The sequence below is a fragment of the Pseudoalteromonas nanhaiensis genome, from assembly GCF_051235485.1.
GTDB classification, from domain to species: domain Bacteria; phylum Pseudomonadota; class Gammaproteobacteria; order Enterobacterales; family Alteromonadaceae; genus Pseudoalteromonas; species Pseudoalteromonas lipolytica_C.
Genome location: NZ_JBPNYQ010000001.1, coordinates 481,626 through 498,569 on the forward strand (window position 1 = coordinate 481,626; position 16,944 = coordinate 498,569).

Sequence of the window (16,944 nt, forward strand, 5' to 3'; positions counted from 1 at the left end):
CTTTTTGGGAGCAGTTCCTGACTAACGAGATACTCCATGAGCAAAGACATTCACGATTCACGAATTCTCATTTTAGATTTTGGTTCGCAATACACACAGTTAATCGCACGTCGTATACGTGAGATTGGTGTTTACTGTGAGCTATGGGCATGGGATGTAACTGAAGAGCAAATCCGCGAATTTAATCCACAAGGTATTATTTTGTCGGGTGGCCCTGAGTCTACAACACTTGAAAACAGCCCACGTGCTCCTGAGTATGTATTCAACGCAGGCGTTCCAGTACTTGGTATCTGTTACGGTATGCAAACAATGGCAACGCAACTGGGTGGTAGCGTACACAGCTCTGATAAGAAAGAGTTTGGTTATGCGCAAGTTGAGAAAGTAGGTAACTGTGCGTTATTCGATGCTATCGAAGACCACATTACTGACGGCGGTGCTGGCGTACTAGACGTTTGGATGAGCCACGGCGATAAAGTAATGGAAATTCCAGATACTTTCAAAACTACTGCTAAAACATCAACATGTCCACATGCTGCAATGTCTTGGGAAGAAAAGCGTTTCTACGGCGTACAGTTCCACCCAGAAGTAACTCACACTCATCAAGGTCAACGTTTACTTGAGCGTTTTGCAATTGATATCTGTGGCTGCGAAAAGCTATGGACACCAGCTAAAATCATCGATGATGCTATCGAGCGTATTAAAGAAACTGTGGGTGATGACGAAGTTATCTTAGGCTTATCAGGTGGTGTTGATTCATCTGTTGTTGCTATGCTTATTCACCGTGCAATCGGCGACAAGCTAACGTGTGTATTCGTTGATAACGGTCTACTTCGTTTAAACGAAGGTCAGCAAGTTATGGACATGTTTGGCAACAAGTTTGGCCTAAACATTGTTAAAGTCGATGCTGAAGATCAATTCTTAGCAGACTTAGCTGGCAAGTCAGACCCAGAAGATAAGCGTAAAGCGATTGGTCATACTTTCATTAAAGTATTTGACGAGCAAGCTAAAAAGCTGAAAAGCGCTAAATGGTTAGGTCAAGGTACTATCTACCCAGACGTAATCGAATCTGCTGCATCAGCAACAGGCAAAGCACACGTAATCAAATCTCACCACAACGTAGGTGGTTTACCAGACGACATGGAAATGGGTCTTGTAGAGCCATTACGTGAGCTATTCAAAGATGAAGTACGTAAAATTGGCCTTGAGCTTGGTCTACCTTACGACATGCTTTACCGTCACCCATTCCCGGGTCCTGGTTTAGGTGTTCGTGTTCTTGGTGAAATCAAGAAAGAGTACTGTGACTTACTACGTCGCGCAGATGCTATCTTCATCGAAGAGCTACACAAAGCTGAGCTTTACCATAAAGTAAGCCAAGCATTCACTGTATTCTTACCAGTTAAATCGGTAGGTGTAATGGGTGATGCGCGTAAATACGACTGGGTTGTATCACTGCGTTGTGTTGAAACAATCGACTTTATGACGGCACGTTGGTCACACTTACCTTATGAGTTCTTAGGTGTGGTTTCTAACCGTATCATCAACGAAATCGATGGTATCTCACGTGTTGTTTACGATATTTCAGGTAAGCCACCGGCAACAATCGAATGGGAGTAGGGCTGGCTAGCAATAGCGCATAAAGCCTCAAGCCAATAAAAATGCCAGTCAGTTTTCTGACTGGCATTTTTTATAGGGATAATGACTGTAGGTTTTCAGAAATCAGCATATCCAGAAATCGACAACAGCTCTAACTCTGCATAAGCGTGCCAAATCTGAGTAAATAGCCAACCAAAGAGGCTGAACACAGCACACATTTGTGCTGATAAGAGTTTGTGATTAAGTGACAAGGTCTTCCTGTTAACACTTTTGTCAGCCATGAAGCTTAAACTCTCGTGACAAATGTGACGGTTAATGAGTTAGCACCAATAGCTATTTAGTCTTCGATTACACAGAATATGTGGCACAGTACGAGTTTTATTGGTGAGCTGCAGATACTTCATAACAGTTTCCATCTTGGCGCAAAGAAAATGGAGAAGTATCGATAGCCCACCGTTTGAATTTTGTGCGCGTTGTAGTCAGCCTGTTAAATATTTAAGGTTAAACAAGCGTACCTTTCGAGCCATGTGGTTCAGAACGCAAATATTGAGGCGGAGCCTGAACCTGAGCACCTAGCGCAACGGCAGCTTGCCAAGGCCAATGCGGATTAAAAAGTACAGAGCGACCTAATGCAACCAAATCGGCATCCCCTTGTTTCAGCGCTTCTTCAGCCTGCTGTGGCTCGGTGATTAAGCCTACACCTATTACCGGTATTGTAACTTGTTGGCGAATGGCACTAGCAAACGGAAGCTGATACCCTGGTTTTACATCAATGGATTGCTGCGGCGAAAGCCCACCACTGGAAACATGCAGATAGTCACAACCCAGCTGTTCTAGTTGCTGACCAAACACAATCGATTGCTCAACATCCCAACCGTCATCAACCCAGTCAGTTGCTGAGAGACGAACTCCAACAGGGACTGAAGAAGGGATGGCTTTACGCACAGCTTCAAATACTTCAAGAGGAAAGCGTAGGCGATTTTCTAGCGAACCACCATATTGGTCCTGCCTTTGGTTACTTAGTGGAGAAAGAAATTGGTGGAGTAGGTAACCATGCGCCGCATGGATTTCTATTAGATCAATTCCTACACGTACTGCACGAATTGCGCTGTCAACAAACGCTTGTTTAATACGCGCAAGACCCGCTAAGTCGAGTGACTCTGGCGTTTCGTCTTGCTCATTGAAGCCCAACGCAGAAGGAGCAACCGTTTGCCAGCCACCTTCATCCATCGTCAATTTATGACCTCCCTGCCATGGCACATGACAAGAAGCCTTTCGCCCGGCATGACCAAGCTGAATACCTATACGAATGGGAGACCAAGCGCGAACATCAGACAAAACACTGTCTAATGCGGCTTCTGTTGCGTCATCCCACAGTCCTAAATCTCCCGCAGAAATACGGCCAATAGGTTCAACAGCTGTGGCCTCCAAAATTAGCAACCCAGCGCCAGACGTTGCCAGCGAACCATAGTGCATGCGGTGCCAGGAACTAGCCTGTCCAGATTCGGCGGAGTATTGACACATTGGTGCGATAACTATGTGGTTTGTAAGATTGAGCTCTCCGATCTTCGCGGCACTAAATAATTGGCTCATTTTAACCTCTCAATGTTGTTTTCAGCAGAATGCCATAGGATGGCCTCACCCCCAATTTTTCTGAGCAAAGTAGGGGAGGCTGAATCCCTCCTGCTGGTACCTATTTTTTGTATTTGCTTATTCAGTTGTTATTTATGAATAGCATGAATATGAAATGTGATTACTGTGTCTATTAATCATAAGGTTAAAGTGGTCATCACATGTTCCTTTTTCAAGGGCGGTCACTGTTGGTACTCAATAAATTGCGAATAAGTAACATTGGCTTTAATTTTAGTTAATTAATGGCTTCCTATTTTCTCATGCCTTGTGCATTTCAATATTCAAAGCGACGAGTCGCAAAATAATCAACACGGCGAATTAGCATGCTAATTCGCCGTTTTGTTTATTTAAGAAGCAGTTAAACTAAAAACTGTGTTTTTTTACTTTACCTTTGAAAAAAGCTCTATATAATTCGTCGTCATTGCAGGGGCGTAGTTCCAATTGGTAGAACAGCGGTCTCCAAAACCGACGGTTGGGAGTTCGAATCTCTCCGCCCCTGCCATTTCTTCCTGCTTTACTTTAATCGCAAATCTTCCTATATTACTTGCTCTTAATCATGATTGAGTTGTTATGAATCCAAGTTACGCTGCGATATTCTCTGTACAATCACTCGAGTTAAAACAACATTATCGAACTGTGCCTGAAACTCAGGATGAACAAGTCACTGTAACAGCACAAGCACCTTTAGTACTTCCACTGCAGCTACATCAAGACCTTGAAAAAGCGTTTGCTCCAATAGTGATCACACAGGTAGTAAAAGCTGAGAATATTAGCTGGCAGGATGGCTGTTTAGCCTTGCCGAGTGAGAAGCTCACAGCTGAGCAGAAGAAACAACTTTGGTCTTTAATTGGTGAACAACTTGATAAGCTTTAAACCTGTAGATGCAACCTATATTAGCCAGTTAATGGCTATTGAAAATGCCTGTCATAGTCATCCGTGGACAGAAAAGACCATGCTGTCGTGTTTAGCTGGTCGCTATTTTAACCTTGCAGCCTTTAGTGATGATGAAATGCTTGGCTTTTACATCGGTGAACAAGCAGGGCCTGACTTTACTCTAATGGATATTTGTGTAGCGCCAGCGTATCAAGGGCAGGGTATTGCAAAACAATTATTAAATGCATTTATTGAGCATGGTGAGCAATACCAAGCAGAGAACTTATTTTTAGAAGTGCGAGAATCAAACAAACCTGCAATTGGTTTGTACGAGAGTGCAGGCTTTAGCTCAATGTCAGTGCGTAAAAATTACTACCCAACTGCGACAGGTAATGAAGATGCTATTTTGATGGGGCTAACTTTAAGGCTTTAGTTAAGCGGCCTCTTTTAGAGCACTAATGAGTGCTTCATAACAGTCTGCAACTTGTGCCATTTGGTTCGTGCTCAATGCCGTTTCTAGTTGACCTGCCGTTTTGTGGATTTCTTCAAAGCTAAAACACCCTGCGCTGCCTTTAATACTGTGTGCAAGAGAGCGTAAGGCCTCCCACTCTTTTGCACGATACAGTCGTACTACTTGGCTTAAATAATCAGGTAGTTTAGAACGGTAGTTATCATTGATCTGTTGGAATTTCTCACTTTTCAGTAAGTTTTCCCATTTATTTTGACTGTCTTTTTCAATATTCAAGTAGCTAACTAGTACTTTCTCGAGAGCGTGTTTATCGATTGGTTTAGCCAGCGCCTCATCGCAACCAGCTTCTAAATAAGTATCAACGTCATTTTTCATAACGTTTGCTGTTAAGGCTATGATAGGGCCATCGTATGCAGCATGACGGAGCATTTGCGTTGCTTCTAATCCACCCATTACTGGCATTTGCATATCCATGATAATCAACTGATAGTCATTAACCAGAGCCATTTCTACGGCTTCAGCGCCGTTTTTCGCAATGTCAGGCTCGAGCCCCCAAGTTTGTAGCAATAGTTTTATCAATAATTGATTATCTGGATTATCCTCAGCCACTAAAATATGAGCATCAAAACTATTTTCTGCGAAGGATAATTGTGTATCTGAACCCGGAGACAGTTGTTCATAGTTGTGAATAAACGCATTACGTTGTAATTGTTCAGGGTTTAAATGACAGGCCACTTGCACGGTAAAGCTACTACCTTTACCTAGCTCGCTGACAAGCTTTACATCTCCCCCTAATAGCTGGGCCAAGTTCTTTGAAATACATAAACCTAGGCCTGTTCCACCAAATCGGCGAGTTGTTGTGGCATCGGCTTGTTCGAACGGTTTAAATACTCGTTCTACTTCACGCTCAGACATACCAATTCCGGTATCTTCAATGACAAATTCTAATAGCTGTCGCTCATCGTTATAGTGAATATCAAGCGAGATAAAGCCTTGCTCAGTAAATTTAACGGCATTGCTAGCAATGTTTATTAATATTTGTTTTAAGCGTGTGGTATCACTGTTAATGCTTTGAGGAATTGGTAAGTTGTAATTAATATTAAACTGCAGTTGCTTTTGATTCGCTAATGGGCGAATGATTGAATCAATATCATGAATTAATTGAACAACCGAGCAAGGGCTTCGTTCGACAGCCAGTTTTTCTGCTTCAATTTTAGATAAATCGAGAATGTTATTTATGAGCTCTAAAAGGTGTTTAGAGTTTCGCAAAATTGTACTTAAATGCTGCTCATCGTTCACCGCATCTTTGTTGTGTAGCAGTTGCTCAGTAAAACCCATGATTGCGGTAAGTGGGGTGCGAATTTCATGGCTCATATTTGCTAAAAAGCGGCTCTTTAATTGGTTTGCTTGTTCAGCTTGGGCAATAGCCACTTCAAGTTTGTTATTCATAGCTTCAAGCGCTTTAGTTCGGCTTTCTACTTTTTCTTCAAGGTGGTGTTTGTACTCTTCGAGTTCATCTTGGTAGTCACGAATTTGATTTACCATGTGATTAAAATCGTTAAATAAGACACCCACTTCATCGTTAGTATGCGCAGGTAAATAAACTGATAAGTCACCATCACCTACTCGGTGACTTGCAGCACCTAATAATTCGACAGGGGTTAACAGTAAATTACGAACAACGATATAAATTAAAATTGGTAACGAGATCACTGAGATAATTACAATCAGTGCAGTTATTAAGCTAATTGCTTTACCTGACTGATAGAGTAAATCTTTGGGAGTTGTTGAAATGAAATAGTCGCCGTCCGTCATTTGCACAGCGTAGATAATTCGCTCTTCTTTATCGATACTTGATAATTCAATATCGGCCAGTTTTCCGTAATCAGCTAATCTCTTTATTTGCTCGAGCTCATATTCACTCAAGTAGTTGCCGCGCAGGTCATAATCAGAGCTAAATAAAATTTGCCCTTTAGTCGTTAAGAATAAATTTAGGGTGTTATTAAATGGGGCTTCTAAAATACTGGCGTTTAAAATAGATGGTTCAACATGTACCACAATAAAGCCAAGCTGCTGAGGCTGTTTTAGGTAGTAATCAATGTTATAAATTGGATGCACAAAATAGAGGCTGGTCGAACCGTCTTCTTTGGGGATCATAAATTGCTGTTGACGCAGGTTTGATTTGAGTACTTGTTTGAAAAACGGGTAGCTCTTTGGCGGTGGGGTCAATTGGCTTGAATAAAAAGCATCACTTCTGCCGTCTGGGGCAACATAATTAATACTAATTATATCTGGGTAAGCTTCTGAATAACTGGCAAATACATTCATTAATTCGCCAAGTCGCTCGATATATTGATTTTTAGAGCCCGGCTCTCGAGACAAAAAGTCGGCAAGTACAGGAGAGGTTGATAATAAACGCGTAATAGAATGAAACGAGTCGATGTAGTTAAAGATCTTCTGTTGTTGTTGTTCAACAAAGCGACTCACAATCAGCTCAGCTTGTTTTTTTGTTGAATTGGTCACATTGGTTAACGTAAAGCCACCTAAAAACAACAAAGGTAAAATCACTAATGGGGTGATATACCATAATAATCGAATACTGAGCTTACTGGTTTTCATGACCTAAATTAATATCCTCCGTGCAATTTATCCATAGTATGCGTTACAACTTGATTACACAAGCTTAGCAAAAAAGTGAACAACGAAAATCCCTAACCCAAGGTGAATAATTACTTACAATCGCTGCTTTTTTGGCTAAGACAAACAAGGTATAATACTCGGCAATTCTATTTTATTTTTACAGTGCGCACCGAGCTTTATAATTTATAAGGCAGTTAAGTGCGCTTTGTTATGACTAAAAGCAGCTTACATGTCTAATTTAACTACCGAAATTAATAAACGACGCACCTTTGCGATCATCTCGCACCCGGATGCGGGTAAAACCACCATTACAGAAAAAGTTCTCTTATTCGGACAAGCGATTCAAAAAGCGGGTACCGTAAAAGGTCGTGGCTCAAACCAGCACGCAAAATCAGACTGGATGGAAATGGAAAAAGAACGTGGTATCTCGGTTACTACGTCAGTTATGCAATTTCCTTACAATGAGCGTCTGGTTAACTTACTTGATACTCCAGGACACGAAGACTTCTCTGAAGATACCTACCGTACATTGACAGCGGTTGACTCTTGTCTAATGGTAATCGACGCTGCGAAAGGTGTTGAGGATCGTACTCGTAAATTAATGGAAGTAACACGCTTACGTACTACACCTATCGTCACCTTTATGAATAAGTGTGACCGTGATATTCGTGACCCAATGGAGTTATTAGACGAAGTTGAAACCGAGCTTAATATCGCCTGTGCACCTATCACATGGCCGATTGGTTGCGGTAAAGAGTTTAAAGGTGTGTATCACATTCACCGTGAAGAAACGATTTTGTATAGCACAGGCCAAGGCCACACTATTCAAGAAGTTCGAACAATCAAAGGACTCGATAACCCAGAGCTTGATCAAGCTATTGGTAGCGAACTGGCAGAGCAGCTTCGTGAAGAGCTTGAGCTAGTTGTCGGTGCATCACATGAATTTGATTTAGATCTGTTTTTAGCGGGCGAGCTATCACCTGTGTATTTTGGTACGGCATTAGGTAACTTTGGTGTTGACCATGTACTTGATGGCTTAACAGAGTGGGCGCCTGCACCACTACCACGCGAAACAGAAGACCGCCAAGTTGTTGCAACCGAAGAGAACTTCTCTGGCTTCGTATTTAAAATCCAAGCGAACATGGATCCTAAACACCGTGACCGTATTGCCTTTATGCGTATTGTATCAGGCAAATATAGCCAAGGTATGAAGATGAGCCACGTGCGTATTGGTAAACAAGTGAGTATCTCTGATGCGGTAACCTTTATGGCCGGTGACCGTGAGCGAGCGCAAGATGCTTACGCGGGTGACATCATAGGTTTACACAACCACGGCACGATTCAAATTGGTGACACCTTCACACAAGGTGAAAAAATGAAGTTTGGTGGTATTCCTAACTTCGCACCAGAATTATTCCGTCGTATTCGCTTAAAAGATCCACTTAAGCAAAAGCAATTATTAAAAGGCTTAGTTCAGCTATCTGAAGAAGGTGCTGTGCAAGTATTTAGACCACTTATTAACAACGACCTTATCGTTGGCGCGGTCGGTGTACTACAGTTTGATGTGGTTGTTGCGCGCTTGAAAGCAGAGTACAACGTTGACGCCATTTACGAAGGTGTCAGCGTAAACACTGCCCGTTGGGTAAGCTCTGACGATGTTAAAAAGTTTGAAGAATTTAAGCGTAAGTGCGAGAGCAACTTAGCATTAGATGGCGGCGATAATCTTACTTATATCGCACCAAGCCGTGTTAACTTGAACTTATCGATGGAACGCTATCCAGACATCAAGTTTAATCATACACGCGAAAACTAATACACTAAGCTTGCATCAAATTTAAGTGCCCGTACTGCGGGCCATAAAGGTAAAAATTACAATGAATATTCGTACTCTTTTAATCGAAAAAGCAATTGCAGCTATGGTTGCAGCTGGATTACCAGAAGACACAAATCCAGCGGTTACACAAAGTACACGCCCGCAGTTTGGTGATTACCAAATCAATGGCGCAATGGGCGCGGCTAAAAAATTAAAATCAAACCCGCGTGAACTAGCACAAAAAATTATCGATAACCTAGATCTTGCTGATATCGCAGAAAAAACAGAAATTGCAGGCCCTGGTTTTATCAACATTCACTTAAAGCCTGAGTTTTTATCAGCTAGCTTAAAAGCAGCAAACGAAGACGAAAAGCTGGCTGTTGCGCCACATGCAACAGCACAAAAAGTAGTTGTTGATTATTCATCACCTAACCTTGCTAAAGAAATGCACGTAGGTCACTTACGTTCAACTATCATTGGTGATGCGGTTGTTCGTGCCCTTGAGTTCCGTGGTGATGAAGTTGTTCGTCAAAACCACATGGGTGACTGGGGTACTCAGTTTGGTATGTTAATCGCGCACTTAGAAGATCAAATCAACCAAGGTGTTGATTTAGAATCTGTTGCACTTGCGGATTTAGAAACCTTCTATCGTGATGCGAAAAAACGCTTTGATGATGAAGAAGGCTTTGCCGATAAAGCGCGTAACTACGTGGTTAAATTGCAAAGCGGCGACGCGCACTGTGAAAAACTTTGGAAGCTATTCATTGCCACTTCTGTAAAGCACTCTGAAGAAGTTTACAAACGCCTAAACGTAACGCTTACGCAAGATGACATCATGGCAGAAAGTGCTTACAACAGCGAACTTGCAAACATCATTGCGCTATTAAAAGACAAAAACATTGCTGTTGAATCTGATGGCGCACAAGTGGTGTTCTTAGATGAGCTTGCTAACAAAGACGGCGAGCCTTCGGTGTTTATCGTACAGAAATCAGGTGGTGGTTTCTTATATGCGACAACTGACTTAGCGGCCTGTGATTACCGTTCAAATAAACTCGGTGCTGATCGTATCTTAATCTTTGTAGATGCACGTCAAAGCTTACACTTCAATCAAGTTGAGCTAACAGCACGTAAAGCGGGTTTATTACGTGATGAAACAAGTTATGAATTCTGCCCATTCGGCACCATGATGGGTGAAGATGGCAAGCCATTCAAAACACGTACAGGCGGTACTGTTAAACTTGCAGACTTACTAGAAGAGTCAATCACTCGTGCAGCAGCTAAACTTGCTGAGCGTGAGTCAGATTTAAGCGACGAAGAGCGTAGCGAAATTGCCCGTAAAGTAGGTATTGGCGCAGTAAAATATGCGGATCTTTCTAAGCACCGTACCAGCGACTATATCTTCAACTGGGACACAATGCTGAGCTTTGAAGGTGCGACAGCGCCATACTTACAATATGCATATACACGTGTTCGCAGTATTTTCCGTAAATCAGGTATCGATGCAGCGTCATTAACAGCAGATGTTGCAATCAACGAGCCACAAGAAAAAGCGCTGGCACTTAAACTTCTACAGTTAGAAGAAGTACTTGATCTAATGATCAGCGAAGCGACACCGCACGTATTATGTGGATACCTATACGAACTAGCAAGCCTATACATGACGTTCTACGAAGCATGCCCAGTTCTTAAAGAAGGCGTAGAGCCAAGTGTTCGTGACAGCCGTTTAGTACTGTGTAATTTGGTAGCGAAGACGCTGAAGTCAGGATTGGATCTTTTAGGTATCGAAGTAATGGAGCAAATGTAATCTGCTTCGTGTAGTTCTCTTTAGCTGCGTTAATGAGTTTATTTAGCCTAAGTCACATACAAAACACGTATGCTCCTAGGCATAAATAAACTCATTGCCTTGCTAGCACTCCTACACTTGCAGAAAGTTTAAGAACTCAAAGGGATAAGTCGGTTTTCCGCCTTGTCTTAGGCTAAACTACTTAGGTAAATTCTGCTTCGTGTAGTTCGCTTTGAAAGCACTCCTATACTTGCAGATGATGCGCTTTGTAGGTTGGGTAGAGCGTAGCGAAACCCAACAAATTGACAGCTCAACAACCTTGATTAATCTTTAGCTGATAGCGATAGAGGGAATTTTATGAAACTTGAAGATATTCGCCGTGAATATTTACAGGATGGTTTATCTGAAGACATGCTTGATGCGTCTCCGATCAAGCAGTTTGAAAAATGGCTTGAGCAAGCTGTTGCCACTAATTTGCCTGATCCTACGGCGATGGTAGTCGCAACGGTTGATGAACATGGCCAGCCTTCGCAGCGTATCGTGCTGTTAAAGCATCTTGATGAAAATGGCTTTGTGTTTTTTACCAATACCGGCTCGCGCAAGGCGCAGGAGCTTAAAGGTAATAACAAAATCTCTCTGCATTTCCCATGGCACCATATGGAGCGACAAGTCATTGTTTATGGTGAGGCTAAACCCTTACCAACAACTGCTGTTGCTAAGTACTTTTTATCGCGTCCTAAAGAAAGCCAATTAGCTGCATGGGCATCTCAGCAAAGTCGTCCTGTGTCATCACGTAAGGTGTTAATGGAAACATTTGCGAAAATGAAGCAAAAGTTTTCTGATGGTGAAATCCCATTGCCTGATTTTTGGGGTGGCTATTGTGTTGAGCCTACTAAAATTGAGTTTTGGCAAGGTGGTGCGCACCGCCTGCACGACCGCTTTATGTATCAACGCCAAGCCGACGGTAGTTGGCAGTTTGGTCGTTTAAATCCGTAAATGCGTTTCATCGATTCCCACTGCCATCTTGATTTTAGCGAATTTGATGAAACTCGCATAGAGCTCATCAAAGCATGCAAGCAAGTAGGAATTGAGCATTTTATTGTGCCAGGTGTGAGCTTGGCACAATCTACAGCACTTCTTTCTTTTGCCAAATCAGAGCCAAGTATTTCTGTTGCTTTAGGCTTACATCCTTATTTTTTATCTGACCACCAAGCTCATCACCTCGCAGAATTAGAGCAGTTAGCAAAAGCCAATTTAGGCCAGTTTATTGCCATTGGTGAGTGCGGTCTTGATCGCAGTATCGACAACCTCGATAAACAAACGCTGCTTTTTGAAGGGCAGATAGAGCTTGCCAATCAACTTGCTTTGCCACTGATTGTGCATCACAGACAAAGCCATGATTTAATTGCCCGCTCATTTAAGCGCTGCAAACCCAAATATGGAGGGGTTATTCATGCTTTTTCAGGCTCAGAACAACAAGCCTCAAGTTATATAAAACAAGGTTTTAAGCTTGGAGTTGGTGGCGTGATAAGTTATCCACGCGCGGCGAAAACTCGTAAAGTCTTAAGCGCTATAGAGCCACAGCATTTAGTGCTTGAAACCGACTCGCCGTCAATGCCACTTGCTGGCTTTCAAGGGCAGGTAAATACGCCGCTTAAGGTGCGTGATGTATTTGCACATTTATGTGAGCTTAAAGGCGTGATAGGTGATGCAAAGCAGCAACTTGCTGCCGAACTTTACGATTCTTGCTCTGCGCTTTTTTTGATATAGCGATTAAATTGCCAGCGTTTTAGGCCACGGCCAAGTTGCCACGTAAAAATACAAGTAATTACGAGCATAAGTAATACTTGTCTGCCTAAGTCATGAAAGCTACTGTGGCTGGTGGCTATCGATGCTTGCGTAAGATACGTTATTGCCACAAACCCCAGTGGTCTCTCGTTATCACTTATAACGGGCTCAACAAATGGTGTTTTTAATTTACTAATGCCCGGCGTTGAATCCGGTAACAAACCAAAGGTATGGTGACTTTGCCAGTTATCACTGGCAGCTACTTGAATACCTTGTTGGTCGTAAATTATTGCAGCTAACACATACTCATCTGCAGCTATGTGGTTACATAGCGCTTTTAATTCTGGTTTGTTTTTTTCTAGTAGTGGGGTTTTAGCGTTTAGGGCCATAAACTTGGTTAAGCTTATCGCTGTGCTGTCTGCACTATCATAAAGTAACTGATGACTTTGAAAACTACTATTAACGGCAACCCAGCTCAGCAGCACAAAACAGGCAGCAGCTAGACTTAAACGCACCAAACGTTGGCGGTATGTAGCCGAAAATGGAGTTTTTAGTTGGTTATTTTTCATAGTCACCGTATACGCTGCTGACAGCTTTTCAATTTGATGGTACAACTAAACCAGTATAATAACCTTATTAGTTCATTGATTGCGAGTAGCTCATGCGCGCGCAAGGACAGACATAAGTCTAATGTGGAGCCACTATGTCACAGCTTAGCTTAGCTGCTACACCTTCAGCAAATTTAGCTGAACAAATCAGCCTAAATTGCTGGTATAAAATTGAAAACAAACACCTTATTACAACAGACTTTACGCCAAAAGCAAGTCAGGGAGTATTTAGCGTAGCATTCGGTAAAGTACTTGATGCTGAGCAAATACTGGCTATTAGTGAGTTTTTAGCGGCACAAGGGTTTAGCAATTTATCGCTATGTTGTTATCAGCCAATTGCAGACATGCCAGTGGCATGGAGCTTTCATAGCGATGCAACAACAACACTCAGCCCACTGGTATTAGTTGAGTTTGCCAAGCAAATTGGTATTCAACTGGTGCAGTTGACTAATCCACCAACGGTTGATGAGCCTGGTCTATTATTAATGGACATGGACTCTACCGCGATTACTATCGAGTGTATAGATGAAATAGCACGACTTGCTGATGTATATGATGAAGTGGCTGCTGTGACCGCCCAAGCAATGGCTGGGCAATTAGATTTTGCACAAAGCTTAAAACAGCGTGTTGCTAAGCTTGAAGGTATTGATGTTGATCTAATCGATGGCTTAAAAGCACGTTTACCACTTATGCCGGGTGTTAGTGAATTATGCCAATACTTAAAACAACATAATTGGCATTTAGCCATTGCATCAGGTGGTTTTGTACCATTTGCTGAGCAAGTGCAAACACTAATAGGTTTAGATGAAGTGCACGCTAATACCCTTGAGTTCAAAGATAATCGTTTAACAGGTAAAGTGATTGGCACTATTGTTGATGCTGAAGAAAAAGCCCGTGTACTTAAACGAATCGAAGCAAAGCTTGCCTTAAATAATCGTCAAACTGTTGCCATGGGTGATGGAGCTAACGATTTAAAAATGATGGCTGCGGCAGGGCTTGGTGTGGCTGTTCACGGTAAACCTAAAGTGGTTGAGCAAGCACAAACGGCTATTAACGAAGGTTCGTTGCTGCAAGTTGCTTACTTGTTAGGCCTACCGTTAGATTACTCGCTTTAACCAGATTGCTTTGCGTTTACTCATTTCGTCGATCAGCCTTTGGTCAATATCAAAATGGGTAAGCGCTTCTTCGGTTATATCAATTAAATCTCCCACACCAGCAACAGCCCATAATGCTTCCTCTAAATCTTTTGCTTTGTGTAAAGCATATTGACTGATGTACTTAAGCTCATTCGATAAGTAATCAATATCAGGTCGGCCTGTACGTGATACATATAAACGAAATACAAACACTAAGTCGTTTTTCAGTGCTTTTTTTACAAATAGTGTTTGTGATGTGTAATCCTCATCGCTGATGCAGCGGCTGGTTATTGAGTCAGCAATTGTGCCTAAACGTGGGTTAAAACAAACAAAAAGTGTAAATGGCAAAGGAGCATCTTGACGACTGCGATCTTTGATAAGTGGGGTGATCACTTCGGTTATTTGGTCTGTCGACAACAAGCCATCAATGCTGGTGCTTTCATTAAGTAGTGCAAAATTTTGTAAAAGCACATGTAATGGACTTAGGTATAAGCCTTGCCCAATAGCACCTATTTTAAAATGCGCTGATTCTTTATGGAGATAAAGCGGAAATTGGCAAACACTTTTTGTTACCATGTTTCTAAGTGCAGTAGAGAGCCCAGGAATCTTAGGGGTTTCTTCACACACTTTTAGTTTATCTTTATTATTATCAATCAACACCGTGAAAAAGGTTATTGCCATATGAGGCAAATCGGTTACTCGATGTACTTTTAAATTCACAGTTGTAAGCGACTTACTTATTGCCATAACTTCATAGCTAAGATCACTTAGGTCGTGTTTTTTGGTGATTTTCTGTAGCTCAGGCAAGCTTAACTTAATGATATCGCCCTTTTTAAAGTCTACAGGTTTCTCACATTCAATTTGTAACCCCATAACTGAAAGATCACGTGTGTAGCCCTGCACAAGTTGCTCTTTATGCTTAACCGTGACAGATGTTTTATATAAGAATCGCTTATGCGCTCTTAAATTCACATACTCTAAGGCAACAGGCTCTAGATGAGGCGGTGTCTTGTGTTTACTGTGGCCAAATTGTTTTAGTTGATTAACCGCAGTTTTATCAAATACACGTTGTTGGTATTTTTTCTGCTCATACTCACTACCCACTGAAGTCAAAATCAACAAGTATTTAACGTCTTTTAGCATGCCTTGCACACGTGGAGTCGGTGGCTTATTGAGCTTTTCGATGTTTTTACCTGCGCTACTTGGTAACGTCAATGGAATGTATGAATCTTCTGGATGGCTTGGCATTAGCTGAAGCTTAAAACACTGCCAGCTATCTTTTTGACTACCAAACCCTAAAAACAAATCTTTTAAATGAGGCTGATTATTTAACTCAGAGCGAGTTGCTGAATAGTAATATATTCTGCCAGATACTGTATGAGTAAAAGTGTAAATATAGTCTTCTTTTACGGCATCAGGGCTACTGAGTAAGTGAGCAATGCGCTGCTGATTAACAATACTGTATAAACATGACACTTTTCGCTCATCACAAAAGTAACGCTGAATAAATATATTGTTTTCTGTTGTTAAGGCGAGACTTGGGTAAAGCTTGTCACCCTGCAAACTTAAAAACGTATAGAGCGAAGTCACTCGAGGAATATAGTATTGCTCATATCCTTTAGAGACAACAGCATCTAAGGTATTGTCTAAATTAACTTTATAGCGTCGTTTATTGCCGTGGATAAAGCTATTTAAAAAGTCGTCAAACTGCTTGTTATTTTCTATAAAGGTACGTTTTAAGCGCACATGATTATATTCACGCGATACCTTTTCGACGGCAATGACTTCATATTGAATACCATTTTTCAGACCCAGCTCAAAGTCCTGCTCGAGACCAACCAAGCGTAAGCCAATTAATTGGCCTTTTTTTAATTTATATCGGGGGGCAAGTTTGATTTTTGCACCGCTTAACGAGATATCAGAAGTTGATGCTGAGACTTTCGTTTCTTTATCAATTTCAACCGAGATCTTGATGGAGTAATTCATGCGCTCTTCAGAGCGGCTTTCATAAGAAGCAAATTTGATAACTTTTGCGGTTAACTGATTACTACTGTCATCGCTAATGAGGTCTTGCTCGGCGGCTTTTTTTTGCATCACTCGGTGATTGTTTTCGGTATTCATTACCGCTTCATAGACTGCAAGGGTATAGCCACCGTGGCGTTTAATCGCATCTTCAAACACTTCAATGGCGGTGTCATCCATAAAGTGCTGTTTGCCTTCATACTCGTAAGGTTTTACTTGTCCAGTGACTTGACCACGCAAATCGATAAAGCGTGCTACAGGCTGAGATAAACGCGACATCTCCATTTTGATCAAAAACTGCTCTGGCTTAGTTAAGCTGGCTGTTTTTGCTTTAAATAGCTTGTCGAATTGAGGTGTGCCTAAATTCGCCTTTAGTTCTTCAACTAGACTTTCGTATTTAAGCAAGATATCTTCAGGCATTTATAAAACCATCACTGTCTATCAAATAACGTAGTATTACTCGGCGGTGTTTTGCAGCTCACTACGCGAGTAGTAATTACTTTGTTGTTTTATTAGTTATTGTTATAAGTACTAGCCAATAAAATGGCAAGTTCTCTGGTATTTATTATTAAGCAAAAACTGTGCCC

The 16,944-nt window shown here is 41.7% G+C and carries 12 protein-coding genes and 1 tRNA gene; 9 read left to right on the forward strand and 4 right to left on the reverse strand.

Annotation, left to right across the window (positions count from 1 at the left end):
- The first annotated feature begins 36 nt into the window (after positions 1-36).
- Positions 37-1,614 (forward strand): glutamine-hydrolyzing GMP synthase, encoded by a 1,578-nt coding sequence (gene guaA, locus ACSFVZ_RS02170; protein WP_135925945.1) that lies wholly within the window; start codon positions 37-39, stop codon positions 1,612-1,614.
- A 480-nt stretch (positions 1,615-2,094) separates the two neighbouring features.
- Here the strand turns inward: guaA and ACSFVZ_RS02175 are convergent, their stop codons facing one another.
- The gene (locus ACSFVZ_RS02175; RefSeq protein WP_235383283.1) at positions 2,095-3,186 is read right to left on the reverse strand and encodes an NADH:flavin oxidoreductase/NADH oxidase; all 1,092 of its coding nucleotides are present in this window, start codon (positions 3,184-3,186) and stop codon (positions 2,095-2,097) included.
- A 464-nt stretch (positions 3,187-3,650) separates the two neighbouring features.
- On the opposite strand from ACSFVZ_RS02175, the gene ACSFVZ_RS02180 reads away from it, so the two are divergent.
- The 3 genes from ACSFVZ_RS02180 to rimI all read left to right on the forward strand — a co-directional run bounded on the left by ACSFVZ_RS02180 (position 3,651) and on the right by rimI (position 4,531).
- Positions 3,651-3,727: transfer RNA gene (locus ACSFVZ_RS02180), tRNA-Trp, on the forward strand.
- Positions 3,728-3,795: 68 nt separating this feature from the next.
- Positions 3,796-4,098: a hypothetical protein gene (locus ACSFVZ_RS02185; protein WP_135925943.1), complete on the forward strand. Its 303-nt coding sequence runs from the start codon at positions 3,796-3,798 to the stop codon at positions 4,096-4,098.
- On the forward strand, positions 4,085-4,531 hold the full coding sequence (gene rimI / locus ACSFVZ_RS02190; protein ID WP_171040450.1) for a ribosomal protein S18-alanine N-acetyltransferase: 447 nt from the start codon (positions 4,085-4,087) through the stop codon (positions 4,529-4,531). Before ACSFVZ_RS02185 ends, rimI begins: the two co-directional genes overlap by 14 nt.
- On the opposite strand, the gene ACSFVZ_RS02195 is transcribed toward rimI, so the two are convergent.
- Entirely contained in the window at positions 4,532-7,186 is a 2,655-nt protein-coding gene (locus ACSFVZ_RS02195; protein WP_435557980.1) for an ATP-binding protein, read from the reverse strand.
- A gap of 250 nt (positions 7,187-7,436) precedes the next feature.
- On the opposite strand from ACSFVZ_RS02195, the gene prfC reads away from it, so the two are divergent.
- The 4 genes from prfC to ACSFVZ_RS02215 all read left to right on the forward strand — a co-directional run bounded on the left by prfC (position 7,437) and on the right by ACSFVZ_RS02215 (position 12,573).
- Positions 7,437-9,020: a peptide chain release factor 3 gene (prfC, locus tag ACSFVZ_RS02200; RefSeq protein WP_199526275.1), complete on the forward strand. Its 1,584-nt coding sequence runs from the start codon at positions 7,437-7,439 to the stop codon at positions 9,018-9,020.
- A gap of 61 nt (positions 9,021-9,081) precedes the next feature.
- A complete protein-coding gene (argS, locus tag ACSFVZ_RS02205) occupies positions 9,082-10,824 on the forward strand; it encodes an arginine--tRNA ligase (RefSeq protein ID WP_435557981.1) in 1,743 nt (580 codons plus the stop codon).
- A 336-nt stretch (positions 10,825-11,160) separates the two neighbouring features.
- On the forward strand, positions 11,161-11,799 hold the full coding sequence (gene pdxH / locus ACSFVZ_RS02210; RefSeq protein ID WP_135925887.1) for a pyridoxamine 5'-phosphate oxidase: 639 nt from the start codon (positions 11,161-11,163) through the stop codon (positions 11,797-11,799).
- Complete coding sequence (locus ACSFVZ_RS02215; RefSeq protein ID WP_435557982.1) at positions 11,800-12,573, forward strand: TatD family hydrolase; 774 nt, start codon at positions 11,800-11,802, stop codon at positions 12,571-12,573.
- On the opposite strand, the gene ACSFVZ_RS02220 is transcribed toward ACSFVZ_RS02215, so the two are convergent.
- Positions 12,540-13,160 carry an AhpA/YtjB family protein gene (locus ACSFVZ_RS02220; RefSeq protein ID WP_135925885.1) on the reverse strand — a complete coding sequence of 207 codons (621 nt, stop codon included), beginning with the start codon at positions 13,158-13,160 and terminating at the stop codon, positions 12,540-12,542. The two genes, ACSFVZ_RS02215 and ACSFVZ_RS02220, sit on opposite strands and share 34 nt — an antisense overlap.
- Positions 13,161-13,294: 134 nt before the next feature.
- Between ACSFVZ_RS02220 and serB the strand changes: the two genes are divergently transcribed.
- The gene (gene serB, locus ACSFVZ_RS02225) at positions 13,295-14,314 is read left to right on the forward strand and encodes a phosphoserine phosphatase SerB (protein WP_135925884.1); all 1,020 of its coding nucleotides are present in this window, start codon (positions 13,295-13,297) and stop codon (positions 14,312-14,314) included.
- Here serB and ACSFVZ_RS02230 read toward each other — a convergent pair.
- A complete protein-coding gene (locus ACSFVZ_RS02230; RefSeq protein ID WP_435557983.1) occupies positions 14,297-16,777 on the reverse strand; it encodes a PilZ domain-containing protein in 2,481 nt (826 codons plus the stop codon). The two genes, serB and ACSFVZ_RS02230, sit on opposite strands and share 18 nt — an antisense overlap.
- Positions 16,778-16,944: the final 167 nt, after the last annotated feature.